At 44.3% G+C, this 13,759-nt stretch carries 13 protein-coding genes and 2 tRNA genes; 10 read left to right on the top strand and 5 right to left on the bottom strand.

What is annotated here, in order from left to right; genetic code table 11:
• Nucleotides 1-295 precede the first annotated feature (295 nt).
• From OV592_RS15085 to OV592_RS15050, 8 genes are all read left to right on the top strand, one after another.
• Nucleotides 296-607, top strand: coding sequence for an STAS domain-containing protein (locus tag OV592_RS15085; protein ID WP_016403941.1), 312 nt, complete (start codon nucleotides 296-298; stop codon nucleotides 605-607).
• A complete protein-coding gene (locus OV592_RS15080; RefSeq protein ID WP_406609144.1) occupies nucleotides 607-2,304 on the top strand; it encodes a SpoIIE family protein phosphatase in 1,698 nt (565 codons plus the stop codon). The genes OV592_RS15085 and OV592_RS15080 overlap by 1 nt, the downstream gene beginning before the upstream one ends.
• A gap of 143 nt (nucleotides 2,305-2,447) precedes the next feature.
• A tRNA-Ala gene (locus tag OV592_RS15075) sits at nucleotides 2,448-2,523 on the top strand.
• Nucleotides 2,524-2,544: 21 nt separating this feature from the next.
• A tRNA-Ala gene (locus OV592_RS15070) sits at nucleotides 2,545-2,620 on the top strand.
• Between the two features lie 123 nt (nucleotides 2,621-2,743).
• Nucleotides 2,744-3,145 (top strand): hypothetical protein, encoded by a 402-nt coding sequence (locus OV592_RS15065; RefSeq protein WP_338621861.1) that lies wholly within the window; start codon nucleotides 2,744-2,746, stop codon nucleotides 3,143-3,145.
• Nucleotides 3,146-3,276: 131 nt separating this feature from the next.
• Nucleotides 3,277-3,969 (top strand): iron-sulfur cluster assembly scaffold protein, encoded by a 693-nt coding sequence (locus tag OV592_RS15060; protein WP_221076469.1) that lies wholly within the window; start codon nucleotides 3,277-3,279, stop codon nucleotides 3,967-3,969.
• Between the two features lie 11 nt (nucleotides 3,970-3,980).
• The gene (locus OV592_RS15055; protein WP_406609143.1) at nucleotides 3,981-4,976 is read left to right on the top strand and encodes a GGGtGRT protein; all 996 of its coding nucleotides are present in this window, start codon (nucleotides 3,981-3,983) and stop codon (nucleotides 4,974-4,976) included.
• A 239-nt stretch (nucleotides 4,977-5,215) separates the two neighbouring features.
• Complete coding sequence (locus tag OV592_RS15050; RefSeq protein ID WP_406609142.1) at nucleotides 5,216-6,052, top strand: DUF3626 domain-containing protein; 837 nt, start codon at nucleotides 5,216-5,218, stop codon at nucleotides 6,050-6,052.
• Nucleotides 6,053-6,137: 85 nt separating this feature from the next.
• On the opposite strand, the gene OV592_RS15045 is transcribed toward OV592_RS15050, so the two are convergent.
• Complete coding sequence (locus OV592_RS15045; protein WP_016403935.1) at nucleotides 6,138-6,629, bottom strand: VOC family protein; 492 nt, start codon at nucleotides 6,627-6,629, stop codon at nucleotides 6,138-6,140.
• 188 nt (nucleotides 6,630-6,817) lie between these two features.
• Complete coding sequence (locus OV592_RS15040; RefSeq protein WP_249483604.1) at nucleotides 6,818-7,540, bottom strand: sulfite exporter TauE/SafE family protein; 723 nt, start codon at nucleotides 7,538-7,540, stop codon at nucleotides 6,818-6,820.
• Nucleotides 7,541-7,695: 155 nt separating this feature from the next.
• On the opposite strand from OV592_RS15040, the gene OV592_RS15035 reads away from it, so the two are divergent.
• Complete coding sequence (locus tag OV592_RS15035; protein WP_406609141.1) at nucleotides 7,696-8,562, top strand: LysR family transcriptional regulator; 867 nt, start codon at nucleotides 7,696-7,698, stop codon at nucleotides 8,560-8,562.
• 72 nt (nucleotides 8,563-8,634) lie between these two features.
• Here the strand turns inward: OV592_RS15035 and OV592_RS15030 are convergent, their stop codons facing one another.
• From OV592_RS15030 to OV592_RS15020, 3 genes are all read right to left on the bottom strand, one after another.
• Nucleotides 8,635-9,360 carry an amino acid ABC transporter ATP-binding protein gene (locus OV592_RS15030; protein WP_152780741.1) on the bottom strand — a complete coding sequence of 242 codons (726 nt, stop codon included), beginning with the start codon at nucleotides 9,358-9,360 and terminating at the stop codon, nucleotides 8,635-8,637.
• Nucleotides 9,361-9,379: 19 nt separating this feature from the next.
• Nucleotides 9,380-10,327, bottom strand: coding sequence for an amino acid ABC transporter permease (locus OV592_RS15025; protein ID WP_152779609.1), 948 nt, complete (start codon nucleotides 10,325-10,327; stop codon nucleotides 9,380-9,382).
• Between the two features lie 100 nt (nucleotides 10,328-10,427).
• Nucleotides 10,428-11,222, bottom strand: a complete 795-nt coding sequence (locus OV592_RS15020) for a transporter substrate-binding domain-containing protein (RefSeq protein WP_016403930.1) — start codon at nucleotides 11,220-11,222, stop codon at nucleotides 10,428-10,430.
• A 440-nt stretch (nucleotides 11,223-11,662) separates the two neighbouring features.
• Here OV592_RS15020 and OV592_RS15015 point away from each other — a divergent pair, with 440 nt between their 5' ends.
• On the top strand, nucleotides 11,663-13,522 hold the full coding sequence (locus OV592_RS15015; RefSeq protein WP_406609140.1) for a TIGR00341 family protein: 1,860 nt from the start codon (nucleotides 11,663-11,665) through the stop codon (nucleotides 13,520-13,522).
• Nucleotides 13,523-13,759: the final 237 nt, after the last annotated feature.

The raw sequence follows: 13,759 nt of genomic DNA, 5'->3' as shown, positions 1-13,759 counted from the left end.
ACAATGGCATAACATGCTGAAAGCCTAGTTTAGAGTCAAAGTTGCTAAGCCTATTTGTAAGATGCTTATTCACAAATGACTTATTTATAAATAAAGTCTTGAGCATCTAGTATTTGGCTTTTTTTTTGCTATTGTTGTGGTTGCACTAAGCTTGATTGTGGATATTAAGCAATAAGTTATGACTGAGTGAACATGAATAAGTTTGAAGCAAGGAACGCTTTAGCACTTGGTTAAGTGAAATCAACTAAATTTGGTTTTTAGCATAAACCAATAGTGATCGTTACAAGGAGATTCGATGTCTATTAGTAGTCAGTTAGATCAAGATTCAGGTCAGCTTATTATTAGTGTGGCCGGTAGGTTTGATTATTCTTTGCACCGTGACTTTAGAGCTTGCTACGAGCATGTATCGGTAGAGGGAATTCAGCTCATTCTTGACTTAAGCAGTGCTGATTATATGGATAGTTCAGCATTAGGCATGATGTTATTGCTCAAAGAACATGCTGAAAAAAGCCAAGCTGAAGCCCTTACTATTCGTAAACCCTCACCGGCAATTTTAAAAATTTTAGAAATAGCCAACTTCGATAAACTACTTAAAATCGAAAATTAGTGTTTGAAGTTGATACGCTAAGTTTTCTTAACAAGGCGGTTAAAGGCACAGCCCTAGTGGTTGACGATACCCGCATAAACCGTTTGTTGTTAGGGAAAATACTCAGTGATATTGGCTATCAGGTGGTATTTGCTGAACATGGACGAGAAGCGGTAGAGCTTTTTCAGCAGCAAGATATCGATATTGTGTTCATGGATGTATTGATGCCAGTAATGGATGGTTATCAAGCAACCGCAGAAATTAAACGTCTAAGTACTCAAAAATTTACCCCAGTTTTATTCGTTACCGCGCAAAATGAAGTGGATGCATTGGTTAAGTGCATTGCCTGCGGCGGAGACGACATTCTATTTAAGCCTGTTCATCAAGCGGTACTCAAAGCTAAAGCCCTTGGCTTTGAACGTACTAGAGCTATTTACAATGAAATAAGCCGACTGCATAACCAGCTTCAAGAGGAAGAAGAGCTAGCCGAGCGAGTATTTAGTAGCGCGGTGGCTAACTCTCATTGTGCCGACCAAGAACTGCTTGTATCGCTTGATAGCGCGTCTACCTTTTCCGGGGATGTTGTTTTTGCAGAGTATCGGCCAAATGGCGATATTCATGTTTTGCTAGGTGACTTTACCGGACATGGTTTGCGAGCAGCAATAGGTGCAATGCCAGTTGCCGATATTTTTAGAGGCATGACTCGCAAAGGTTATACTGGTGAAGCCATTCTTCGGCAAATTAATCGCCGTCTGCATCGCTTATTACCCACCGGTATGTTTATGGCCGGTATATTTGTAGAGCTCTCGCTTCAGCAAAAGTCTTTAACGGTTTGGAATGGCGGCATGCCAGAGCTACTTGTTTACAATACTCAACAACAAAGTATTCGTGAGCGCCTAAGATCTGAATCAATTCCTCTAGGTATTCAAAACGAAGTAGAGCTCAACCTCAAAACGCTACCTTGGTTGCCCTATGACCACGTGGTGTTATTAAGTGACGGCGTGACCGAAGCGCTTAGTGTTAGTGGCGAGATGTTTGGCGAACAGCGTTTAATAAATGCAATTACTGATAAGGCGAGCCATCCCTCTTTTATTGCCAGTATTCAGCATGCACTAGAAGGATTTTGTGAAGGTGCTGAGCAACTCGATGATATCAGCATGGTAGAAGTGCCCGATTTATTAAATAGGCCTAACCAACAGGCAGCCGATACTTATAACGCTGGTCCACTGGCTGCAGGGCAATGGAGTTGGCAACTAGAGTTAGACGCTACCAGTCTTAAAAAATTTACGCCTATCCCCCTATTAATGACCACCTTGCAAGAGCTGTCGGTACACCAAACCGACCGCAATATTTTATTTACCGTAGTCAGTGAATTGTTTAACAACGCCTTTGAACATGGCGTATTAGGGCTAGATTCGGCGATAAAAACTTCTGCCAGTGGGTTTGAGGAATATTATCGCCAGCGTAAACGCAGAGCCAAAAAACTTACTGAAGGCTCGGTAAGCATTGCGATTGAGTTTGATGGAAAGCAGACTCGTCAATTCACCATTCAAGTTGCTGACAGCGGCAATGGGTTTGAAGCCTCACAAACTGCTGAAAAAAGTGCTGAACAGCAATACTCTGGTAGAGGCTTGCGTTTGGTCGAGTCTCTTTGCGAAAGCATGACCTTTAATCAGCAAGGCAACTGCGTTACTGCGGTTTACCGCTGCCAGCATTAAACAAAATTCTATAAATGGTCTTGAATTGTTGGCTAATTGAGCAAGTGGCTCGTTTCTTAGTAAAAACGGTTGACACTCTAGTTCCCGCTGCTTAGAATTCTGCTCGCTTTCGGCAGATATTGTATTGAAAGCAGTGTGATTTTGGGGCTATAGCTCAGCTGGGAGAGCGCTTGCATGGCATGCAAGAGGTCCGCGGTTCGATCCCGCGTAGCTCCACCAATTCACACCCTACCGTATATCGGGGCTATAGCTCAGCTGGGAGAGCGCTTGCATGGCATGCAAGAGGTCCGCGGTTCGATCCCGCGTAGCTCCACCAATTTTCCTTGTTATCCTGTATCGAACAACTAACAGTAGTTGTAATTTTCTGTTTCTATCTATTGTTGCTTTAAGCCGCTACTTACTACACTCAAAGTCTGATGTATTAACTTGAGTACCGCTTATGTTTATCCGCAATCTTGGTTTACCTTGCTTATTAGCCGCTGGTTTAGCGACCTTTACGACAGCCTCTTTAGCCGAACCTCTACCCACTCGAGACCAAGCTGCACAAGCTTTAGCAGCTAGTTATAACCAGCAGCAACGCCAGTTCATGCTTGAGTCGGTTAATGCTACCGCCAGCGCTCAAGGAGACTTGGTTCACTACCACCTTACCTTAGCTGAGCAAGGCTCTAGTGCTAAAGACATCGAACTGCTCGCCCAACAAGTAAGGGCCGATATTTGCAAAGTCGACCAGCAGTCTTTGTATCGTGGGGTAAGAGTTAAACTGGTGATAAACGCTAGCAATGGAGATTCGCTGTATCAAGCCATTCAAAGTGACAACGACTGCTCACGTTTGCCCTATTAACATCTCATAATAATAACCAAACAATACCATCGCTAAAACGGTTAATTCTTCTTAGCTGAGGAATTGACCGCTTACTTGTTTACTTATCGTCTATCCTCTTGATAAGGCGTGTGAATTGAGGAGTGTTAAGTATGTCTTTTACCAATACCATCGAGTCAATGTGTCCGATTGCTCGCGGGCCCGACCATCGAAACTCACCGATCCCAATGGAAGGAAAGTGGGTTAATGCCATTGAAGTTACCGATATCTCGGGTTTATCAAATGGGGTGGGTACTTGCGCCCCTCATCAGGGGGCAACCAAGGTTTCGATAAATGTTAAAAACGGCATCATTGAAGAATGCTTAATTGAAACTGTAGGCTGCTCTGGTATGACCCATTCAGCGGCAATGGCATCAGAGATCTTGACCGGGAAAACCTTGTTGGAGGCCCTGAATACCGATTTGGTCTGTGATGCAATTAATGTAGCTATGCGTTCTATTTTTGAAAACCTGGCTTACGGGCGCAGTCAAACCGCTTTTTCTGAAGGGGGCCTGCCTGTTGGAGCGGGCTTAGATGATTTAGGTAAGGGTTTACGTTCGCAAGTAGGCACAGCCTATGGCACCAAAGCGAAGGGGGCACGTTATTTAGAACTAGCAGAAGGTTATGTGACACGTATGGCCTTGGATGAAGACAATGAAATTATTGGCTACGAGATAGTGCAAATGGGCAAAATGATGAGTGCAATAGCCGATGGTGTAGACGCTAATCAAGCCTTAAATGACAGCAAATCTCATTATGGGCGCTTCGAAGATGGCGTTCAATATGTTGATCCGCGAAAGGTATAGGGAGCAGTATCATGGCAGAATTTGAAGGAAAAGAGCGCCGAATTGAGCGGATTGAGCAAACCTTAGCCCAGTATCAAATTAAATCATTGGAAGCGGCTCGAGAGCTGTGTCAGTCTCGCGGGTTTGACCCACATGACATTACCTTAACCACTCAACCAATTGCTTTCGAAAACGCCGCTTGGGCTTATGTATTGGGCGGAGCCATTGCAATTAAAAAGCAAGATAAAACCGCTGAGCAAGCTGCTCTCTCGATAGGTGAGGCCTTGCAAAGTTTTTGTGTACCTGGCTCGGTAGCCGACCAACGTAAGGTGGGCTTAGGGCATGGCCAACTTGCTTCTCGCTTGCTTTCTTCTCAGTCAGACTGCTTTTGCTTCTTGGCTGGCCATGAGTCTTATGCCGCTGCAGAAGGGGCGATTAAAATCTCTGAATATGCCAACCAAGTAAGAAGTAAACCGCTGCGCCTGATTCTTAACGGCCTTGGTAAAGACGCCGCCTATATGATTGCGCGCATGAATGGTTTTACCTACGTGCAAACGCAGTTTGATTATCAAACCGGCGAGCTCAATATCACTCGTGAAAAAGTGTTTGGTAAAGGCCATCGAGCCACTATCCGCTGTTATGGCACCGACGACGTGGTTGAAGGTGTGGCAGTAATGCATCACGAAGGCGTGGATATATCCATTACTGGTAACTCTACTAACGCAGCGCGTTTTCAGCATCCTGTTGCGGGCACCTACAAAAAGGAGCGCTTTTTACTGGGCAAAGAATACTTCTCGGTAGCTTCTGGCGGTGGTACTGGGCGAACCATGCACCCAGATAATGTTGGTGCAGGGCCAGCTTCCTATGGGTTAACCGATACCATGGGCAGAATGCACTGCGATGCCCAATTTGCGGGCTCTTCTTCAGTACCGGCGCATGTTGAGATGATGGGCTTAGTCGGTATGGGTAACAACCCTATGGTGGGTGCCAGTGTTGCGGTGAGTGTGGCGGTAGAGCAATCGCAATAAAGTGCAGGTTCCGCAAAAATTATATTAAAGCTACCTATTGGGTAGCTTTTTAGTGTTAGTGAACTGCTAGTAAATGTTTTGTTTAGCTTGAGTGTGCATAAAAATTTTGAGCGTTAATAACAAAAGGCTAATTGAGCTAGTTTGGGGTATGCCATAATTGCTTGATTGGTTTTAATCCCTTCATGTTGCCGCTTGCTTAGCGATAGAGTTAAGGCTGTAAAATGATAATTGGAGAGTGAATGAGCGATAAAGTTGTAGAGCAAGCAATCGATAATGTCAGAAAGAAGTCTAAAGGGAACTCCACACCCGGTAACTACCGAGTAACCATAAACTTTCATCCCGATCGCTTTACCCCCACAGGTATCCCTTTACTGCTTGCAATTGCTCAAGATGGCTGTTTGAAATCTCAGTTTGAAACGGCAACCAGTAACGGCGGGCATAGTGCTTATAAAGGCGGCGAGCGTTGGCTATGGGAGCAACAGGCATTTGATGGCGCGTACAACAACGCCGATAATAGTCTTAGGCCTAAATATGGCGCACTTAACTTTCGAGAGTATCAAACAGGTGCATCTTGCCGATTTGGCTCTGCCTATTTTGAGTTAAAGCCACAGGTACTAGAACGCACTACCTTTTGTTATCCCGACAGTTATTTTACTCCCGAAGACTTTGCTGTGTCTGGCCAGTTAAACAGTCTTATCGACAAAGCGAATGCCTCAAATGATGATTTACTTGATGACTATATCGAAGCGCACATTCACGGAGTCCTATCGGTAAAAGATGATATTGAATGTTTGGTACTTGATCCCTGTTATCACTCTAGCGTTGTTGAAGAGCATGCTTTAAAGCTAGGTGTTCCAGTTAAATGGCATAAAGGCTATGAGCTGAGTCTTGAGAGTATGAGTCTTTATCCAGATTATCGAGGGCAACGGTTTATTGAGCTGGCTAAAGAGATTGCGCAGAACGGGTTTATTAACCCAAGATTGCTAGGGATAGCGATAACCCAGCAGGGTTACGATGAACAAGACATAAAGAAAATCTGGCACTACCTTGCTAGGTTTGGGTATTCATCTACTTAAAGCATTACCTCTGCGTAGTAGTTAAACAAGCAAAAGGCTTAGCATCGCTGCTAAGCCTTTTTTGATAGCTATATTACGCTATTACTTACTCGTAATCAGAAGCATAGGTGTCTTCGTAAGAGTGCGAGTAGAACTCAAATAGGTTACCAAACGGGTCTTCTAGGTAAACCATTTGTGCTTGCTTAGAATCATCTTCTGGGTGATAACGGTGAATGTCCATGCGTACCTTACCGCCAAACTCTTCAACACGTTTGATTGCTGATTCAAACTGCTCTTTGGGTAGCTGTAAACAGAAATGGAAGATACCAAGGCGAGAGAAGTCTACTTCGTGACGCTCATCGCGCTCTTTCATTTCAAACAGTTCTACTCCAATACCGTCAGAAGTCACAAGGTGGGCAATATTGAAACCTTTGAAGCCTTCACCAAATACTGCGATACACATGCGACCAATTGCAGACTCGCGCTCTTCAATTACTTTAGTGTTGTTCATTACAATGCGAAGGCCTAGCGCTTTTGTGTAGAACTCTACCGCTTTGTCCATATCGCCTACCATGATACCTACGTGATTCATTTTCATAATTCTTCTCCAAACTTTAATTTGTAAACTGTTGCGTTGTTTTGCTTCGATGGAGAAAGTATATGCAGCTCGGTAAATTTTATGAAATTATTAAAGATTATTAATTTGATAATTATTTGTTATTAAAATTGGGGCGGAAGACAAGCTGCGTTGTAGAGTTACTGGGGGCGAATCTAGCCGTGTTTAGCTTAGTTGAATAGCAGCTTTATCGCGGCAAACAAAATAAGCACTCTAATTGCCCAGGTCATTTGTTTTAAGTTGATCTTTTTGAGTATAAGAAAACCCAAGGCGCAACCAACTAGCAGACTAGGCAGTGCACTTAAACTGGTTTTTGCTGTTTCTATGTTGAGCAAGCCAATACTGATTAGCATAGGAACCTTGGCTACGTTAACTAAGCCTGCTACCCAGGCGCGAGTGCTTACATAACTGGTTTTACCTAGTTGTTGCTGCATCATATATAAACTTATTATTGGACCAGCAGAATTGGCGGTCATGCTAATAAAGCCGGCAAATACGCCGCTGCCAGCAGCTACCGCGGGTGTTTTCATGCATTGTGAGTTACTGCGTTCCAAGTAGATACTTAAAACCAGCATACCAAGAATGATAGAGCCAATGGCTAGGGTAAATTCGCCAGGGTCCAAATAAGAGAGCAGCAGTGCACCAAGCCCACAGCCCAACACCATAAATACCAACAAACGCAGTAGAATTCGCCATGCTATTTTGTGGCGATATACCGCCATGGTGAGAATGTCGGTGAGTAAAAACATTGGGATGAGTATCGCCAGTGCTTGCCCATCGGGATAGGCGATGAGTAACAAGGGCAAGATAAGTGCGCCCATTCCTCCAATAGAGAATTTAGAAATTCCGGTTAATAAAGCAACCAGGTGCAAGATGATGATTGTGCTATCCACTTTACCTCTTTCAATGTAAGCCATTGAGCTTGTGAATGTGCTGCGCAGAATAGCAAATGCCATGAAAGATAAATAATCACTTATTTGGATAATCTTGATTGTATTTATCTATATAGATTAAGCTGTTTGTAAGGGTATCTATATCGAGAGTGAACATGAATCATGAGCAGCTACGCGCCTTTGTGAGTGTTGCCCAGTTGGGAAGTTTTCGGGCAGCGGCGCAGCATTTAAATAAAACTCAACCTACCTTGAGCGCTTCGGTTAAAAGCTTAGAGCAGCACTTTTCTATTACTCTGTTTAATCGCTCTAGTTATCGCCCCACACTTACCGCAGAAGGGGAACGCTTTTTAGTTAAAGCCAAAAGTTTGCTTAAACAAGCTAATGAGTTAGAGCTGTTAGGCCATGAGCTTGCGCAAGGCGCCGATCCGCAGCTTGCTCTCACCTTAAGCCCTATGTGCTATTTGCCACCGCTGGTAAGCAAAATAGAAGCTTTTTCAAAACACTACAGTAAGTTGCAACTTAACTTAGACTCTGGCCATTTATCGGGCATTCTAGAAGCTTTGTTAAAGCAACAATCTGACCTAGCCTTGGCACCCAACATAGGCTTAGATGGTCGCTTTGATTTTGTAGAAGTAGGCAAAGTTCACATGATAACGGCAGCGGCACCACATTTGTTTGAGCAGCACGAGCAAGTGCTTAAGCAAAGCATGTTGCGTAACAAACCACATATTTTATTGGCTGATTCTGGCTCCGAGGCTCGCTCAGACAATATTAATGTGATTGCTGGTGGCCAACGCTGGTATGTAAATGACTATCATCTAAAAAAGGAATTGTTGTTAGCAGGCCTAGGTTGGGCAAGAATGCCCGAGCATATTGTACAGCAAGAGCTAGAGCAGGGCTTATTGGTAAGCTTGAAAGTGGAGCAATTTGCTTATAGTAGCCAAGTACCCATTTATTTAATCAAGTTGCGTGAGCGAGCTGATAAAGAAATTGTGCGGGCGTTTTGGCAGCAATTTAGTTGAAGGTGTTGGTGTACGCCTGCAAACAAGAAGGGAGCTTAAGCTCCCTTTTTAGTCGTGTAATTGAAGTTCTCGTTAAAGAACCATCGACAAAAACTGCTGCAGCCTTGGGTGGCTAGGGTTGTCGAAAAAGGCTTCTGGCGTAGCTTCTACTAAGAGCTCGCCATCTTCCATAAACAATACTCGGTCTGCCACTTCACGGGCAAAACCCATTTCGTGGGTAACTACCACCATTGTCATGCCGTCGGCAGCGAGGCCTTTCATTACATCTAATACTTCGCCTACCATTTCTGGGTCAAGCGCCGAGGTGGGCTCGTCAAACAACATAATGTTAGGTTGCATCGCCAGAGCTCGTGCAATCGCCACGCGCTGCTGCTGGCCGCCAGATAGGTGAGAAGGGTAGTTGCCCATTCTATCTGCTAAACCTACTTTAAGTAGCAAGGCTTTGGCTTCATCTTCGGCTTCTTGTTTATCACGTTTAGCCACTTTAAGAGGCGCTAGCATTACGTTGCCTAAAGCAGTTTTATGTGGGAACAAGTTGAAGTTTTGGAACACCATACCTACTTCTTCACGCAGGCTATTAATGTTGGTGCCTTTGGCATACATATCGGTGCCATCAATAGTGATAGACCCACTGCTTACCGTTTCTAGCTGGTTTAAGGTACGCAAAAACGTTGACTTACCCGAGCCAGATGGCCCCACAATCACCACTACTTCGCCACGGTTTACCGTTGCCGATACGTCTTTTAATGCGTGGCAGCCATTGGGGTAAATTTTGTTTATGTTCTTTGCAACGATCATGTCGTTGCCTTGGTAATCTTTAGTCACTGGCAGCTAACCTCTTTTCTAAGCGTTGAATAGCCCAAGACAGGCTGCTGGTAAGTACCAAGTAAAGTAGGGCTACAGTAAACCATACTTCAAAAGGTGCAAAGCTACCGCTAACCACCTCACGACCGGCTTTGGTTAGGTCGGTAATCGATATCACCGATACCAATGAAGAATCTTTAATCAGGTTAATAAACTGGCCCGCCATTGGTGGCAAGGTTCGCTTAAAGGCCTGCGGTAAAATCACGTTCACCATGGCTTGTGGGTAGTTCATACCTAAAGAGCGCGCCGCTTCCATTTGGCCTTTAGGAATAGACTGAATACCTGAACGGATGATCTCGGCTACGTAGGCAGCAGTAAACACCGATAAAGCAATCACACCTGCAGTAAAGCGTTCTAAGTCGAATACAGTGCCAATGAAGAAGTACACAATGAAAATTTGTACCAGCAGTGGTGTACCGCGAATAATTTCAATATAGGTAATCGACAACTTACGCAGCGCTGGGTTGTCGGCGATACGCATTAAGCCAATCACTAAGCCAAGCAAAATGGCAAATACCAATGACCATAATGAAATTTTAATCGTAACAATTAAGCCTTCGGTGAGCGGGCCAATTCGCCACTCTTCAGAGGAGGCTAGTTGGTCGCCTTCAAATACTAGGTCACCTTCGTATACTGAGATGTTTTCAAACTCAGCGAGATTTACTAATACCTCGCCACCATCAGACACTAATTGCAGTTGGCCTGCTGCATTACTTTCAATACTGCCGTCTTGCGGCGCGGTAATGCTGGCTGCTTCGTTATTTACGATGTAAGGAACAACACGTTGCCAGTTCCAGTTATAGTCAATTTTTTCGCCCGACAGATAAATGAGTCCGCATAGGCTAAGTAAAATGGCAACAAAAACACCATTCCACAGAATTTTGCTTGCTTGAGTTTGCATCTGAAGCTCTTTTATTAATATTTGGTTTTACTTTACTAAGCACGCTTAAGGCGCGCTTAGTAAAGAAAAGTGGCTGCTAAGGGCAGCCACTTAAGTCTTACTATTGAACTTGTTTTAACCAAGCGTCGTCTTTAAACCACTTGTCGTAAATGCGGTCGTAGGTGCCGTCACCTTTAATTTGACGCAAGTAACCGTTCAAGAAGTTTAAGAAATCAGGATCGCCTTGGCGAACAGCCCAACCTAGTGGTTCAAAAGTGAACGGTTGATCTAGGTGAGTTAGTTGACCTTGGTTTTCTGCCGCGTAAATTGCGTTAAACGGTAAGTCGTAAATGAAGGCATCGGCTTTGCCGTTAGTCACTTCTAGTACCGCTTCAGATTGGGTTTCAAATAGGTTTACTTTAGCTTTAGGAATGTAGCGCTTAATTGCACCTTCACCAGTAGTACCTAATTTAGTTACCACAGTGTATTGGTCGCTGTTTAGGTCACGGTAGCTGGTTACTTTGCCTTCTAATTTAGGGCTAAGTAGGATTGATTGGCCAATGACTACGTATGGGTCTGCAAAGTTAACTTGCATATTACGTTGTGGCGTAATGGTCATGCCGCCCATAATTAGGTGACACTTACCAGTAAGTAGGGTAGGAATAATACCGTCCCAAGCGGTGTTTACTGGTACGTATTTAACGCCCATTGCACGCGCCATTTGCTTACCTAAATCAATATCAAAACCAATGAACTGGCCGTTTTTGGCCTTCATTTCAAATGGCATGTAGCCAGCATCAAAACAAGCGCGTAGCTCGCCAGATTCGGTGATTTCTTGTAGCAATGTTTGCTGAGCAAAAGCAGCACTTGATAACAGTGTTACTGCAGCAATCGCAGATTGAATGACACGTTTCATAATGGTCCTTGTTGTGTTTTTAGTTCGTTATTTTTATTGAGTTCATATTCTGCACTATCCTTGCAAAACAGCGTGAACTCTTAGTGTTTCAGGGAAGTTATAGCAGAATACACTAGAAAAAAATAGCGGCGGTTTTTTGTATCTTGTTTACAAAATAAACGATGCTTTCAAGTTTAGTTAGCCGCATGGACGTCTAAATGCCCGCAAATTAAGGCTTTAGTCGTGCTGCTTGTTTAACTGTTTTATTTGTTATTAATGATAAAAAAATTTTAGGCCACAAAGAAAATCTATGGTTATCAAGGCTAAATGTAGAATATTTAGGCAGTGCTAAATGAGCAGTGCGCTAAAAAATGGGTACTAACTGGTAGCGCTGTTACTTGCAGTTTTAAGCGACAGCCCCCATGCTGAGGTAAGATCTAAACTCTTGTATGGAAACAGGAATGGCCGATAGTTTTTTATTATTTGAGCCCGACGCCAGCGACATGGTGAGTCAAAAGCTCGTTCCGCTGTTCGACGATGTAATATTGCCAAAAATGTGGGATGCGAACCAACCGCCCGAGTTTAAAGCCGAAAGCCTGGTTTATTGTTATCTCAGTGATGAAAGCTTAACTGCTGCCATTGCGCTTGCAGTGGCGCAGCAATGGGTTGTTGCGGTATTGCCTCACCCTAAAGCAAACCATGCCCGCCGGGCTTTTAGTTTGGCTAACTCTCCAGAAAAAGCATTGGCGGAGTTTCAGCAAGCCGAAGCCACAAAAATAGATGTGCTGCGTTGTAACCAGCAAGTGGTGTTAAATCACTTAGTGGTAGGGCATAGCTTTAACCTGCGACCTGGCGGGCACAATGCTTCGTGGCGACAGCGCATTGCCCAGACTTGGCAAAATATTCAAAAAATTGGCGATATTAAACCGCAAAAACTCAGCTTAACCACTGGCAGTGACACCTGTTTAGAAACCTCGTTAGTGGGGCTAGTCATTATTGAACATGCCCAAGGCTCAATGTTATCTAAACGAATACTCACCGATACTCACTGTAACGACGGCATGTTAGAAAGTATGCTGCTAGCACCTCGCAGCATAATGGAAATGTTCCGCTTTTTAGTACTTGCTATGTTTGGTCGAGTGGTTAAAAAGCCGCGCTTTCTTAGTTTAATTAAGTCTAAATCGATACAGGTTAGCGGTGAGAGTGAACTGGAGTACTGGCACGATGGCATCCTCTCAAAAGCCAATAGCTTAACCATTGACTGCGACCACCGCGCCTTGAGTATATTGCCATCCGCAGACATGCTCTGCCAAGACAGCGCCGCTGCAGTAAAAGAGAGCCGCAAAATTGCCAACTTGCCGGAGGGCGAGGCGATAAATGCCTTAGCAGCTAAGCCATTGCCTTGGATTGCCCATGCTGCCAAAGAAGAATTCAAAGACCTTTACCAGCTGTTACGTGACAACGCCACTACCTCACCGGCCTTTTTAACCTTAATGGTATTATCTACGTTGTTAGCTACCATTGGCCTATATGCCAGCTCGGCACCGGTGATCATTGGTGCAATGATTTTAGCGCCGTTAATGGCACCGATTATTTCGCTTTCTATGGCGCTTACTCGCCAAGATCCCAGTTTAATGACTGCCAGTTTAGGTACTTTGTTTACTGGCTTGTGTGTAGCCCTGGGCTTTGCTGCAAGCGCCAGCTTTATTATTCCAATGGAAGTAATTACGCCCGAAATCTCGGCGCGCCTAAGCCCCAATTTACTTGATTTAGGGGTGGCGATTATCTCCGGCATTGCCGGTGCTTATGCCCATGCGCGGATTGATGCGGCCAAAAGCTTGGCAGGCGTTGCTATTGCCGTGGCGTTGGTGCCGCCTTTAGCGGTAACAGGCATAGGCTTAGGCTGGTTAAACATTGGTGTGGCCTCGGGCGCCTTTTTGCTGTTTTTAACTAACTTAGCCGGCATTGTATTTTCGGCCGCTTTAACGTTTTTAGCCTTAGGCTTTGCCCCGTTTACCCGCGCCAAAAAGGGACTTGGCATCGCTTTAGTCGCCGTGACCCTTGTGAGCATTCCACTGGTATTTAGCTTTAACCGCCTATCAGAAGAAGCGCAAATAGTGCAGCGCCTGCAAGGTAAAACCTTTAACCAGGTATTACTGCGAACAGTTCGCGCACAAAGCACCAAGCCGCTCACTTTACATTTGCAGTTGGTTAGTGAGCATTCACTAAACGACCAACAATTAGATGGGCTTAAAGCGCGCATTGAACAAGAGCTTGGGCGTAGCTTCCAGTTAGAAGCTTCAATCATTATTCGGCGTTAAAGACCCTATGTTATTGCTCTGAACATATTTCTAAAGAGGCTATAAGTGATGCAACACATAGCCTCTTCCTTACTCCTACTTATAAAGCGCCTAAAGGTTTATTGGTCAATCTGGTTTTACTATTAACAAGGCCATTGCAATTTACCTTGAACATAAAATCAAAATAAGCCTTGAATTACAGTTATGATATAACGTAACATTTGTCGGCGGGTTATTTTTAACCAAGTAAAACAAAAT

The sequence above is a fragment of the Agarivorans sp. JK6 genome (genome assembly GCF_045277145.1).
In the GTDB taxonomy this organism is placed as follows: domain Bacteria; phylum Pseudomonadota; class Gammaproteobacteria; order Enterobacterales; family Celerinatantimonadaceae; genus Agarivorans; species Agarivorans albus.
Note: the sequence above shows the minus strand (reverse complement) of the source record. Positions and strands in the feature narration are given on the sequence as shown.

Bases quoted from the DNA above. Each gene is read 5' to 3' on its own strand.
- OV592_RS15085 (WP_016403941.1), top strand. From the start codon at position 296: ATGTCTATTAGTAGTCAGTTAGATCAAGATTCAGGTCAGCTTATTATT.
- OV592_RS15065 (WP_338621861.1), top strand. From the start codon at position 2,744: ATGTTTATCCGCAATCTTGGTTTACCTTGCTTATTAGCCGCTGGTTTA.
- OV592_RS15060 (WP_221076469.1), top strand. From the start codon at position 3,277: ATGTCTTTTACCAATACCATCGAGTCAATGTGTCCGATTGCTCGCGGG.
- OV592_RS15055 (WP_406609143.1), top strand. From the start codon at position 3,981: ATGGCAGAATTTGAAGGAAAAGAGCGCCGAATTGAGCGGATTGAGCAA.
- OV592_RS15050 (WP_406609142.1), top strand. From the start codon at position 5,216: ATGAGCGATAAAGTTGTAGAGCAAGCAATCGATAATGTCAGAAAGAAG.
- OV592_RS15045 (WP_016403935.1), bottom strand. From the start codon at position 6,629: ATGAAAATGAATCACGTAGGTATCATGGTAGGCGATATGGACAAAGCG.
- OV592_RS15035 (WP_406609141.1), top strand. From the start codon at position 7,696: ATGAATCATGAGCAGCTACGCGCCTTTGTGAGTGTTGCCCAGTTGGGA.
- OV592_RS15030 (WP_152780741.1), bottom strand. From the start codon at position 9,360: ATGATCGTTGCAAAGAACATAAACAAAATTTACCCCAATGGCTGCCAC.
- OV592_RS15025 (WP_152779609.1), bottom strand. From the start codon at position 10,327: ATGCAAACTCAAGCAAGCAAAATTCTGTGGAATGGTGTTTTTGTTGCC.
- OV592_RS15020 (WP_016403930.1), bottom strand. From the start codon at position 11,222: ATGAAACGTGTCATTCAATCTGCGATTGCTGCAGTAACACTGTTATCA.
- OV592_RS15015 (WP_406609140.1), top strand. From the start codon at position 11,663: ATGGCCGATAGTTTTTTATTATTTGAGCCCGACGCCAGCGACATGGTG.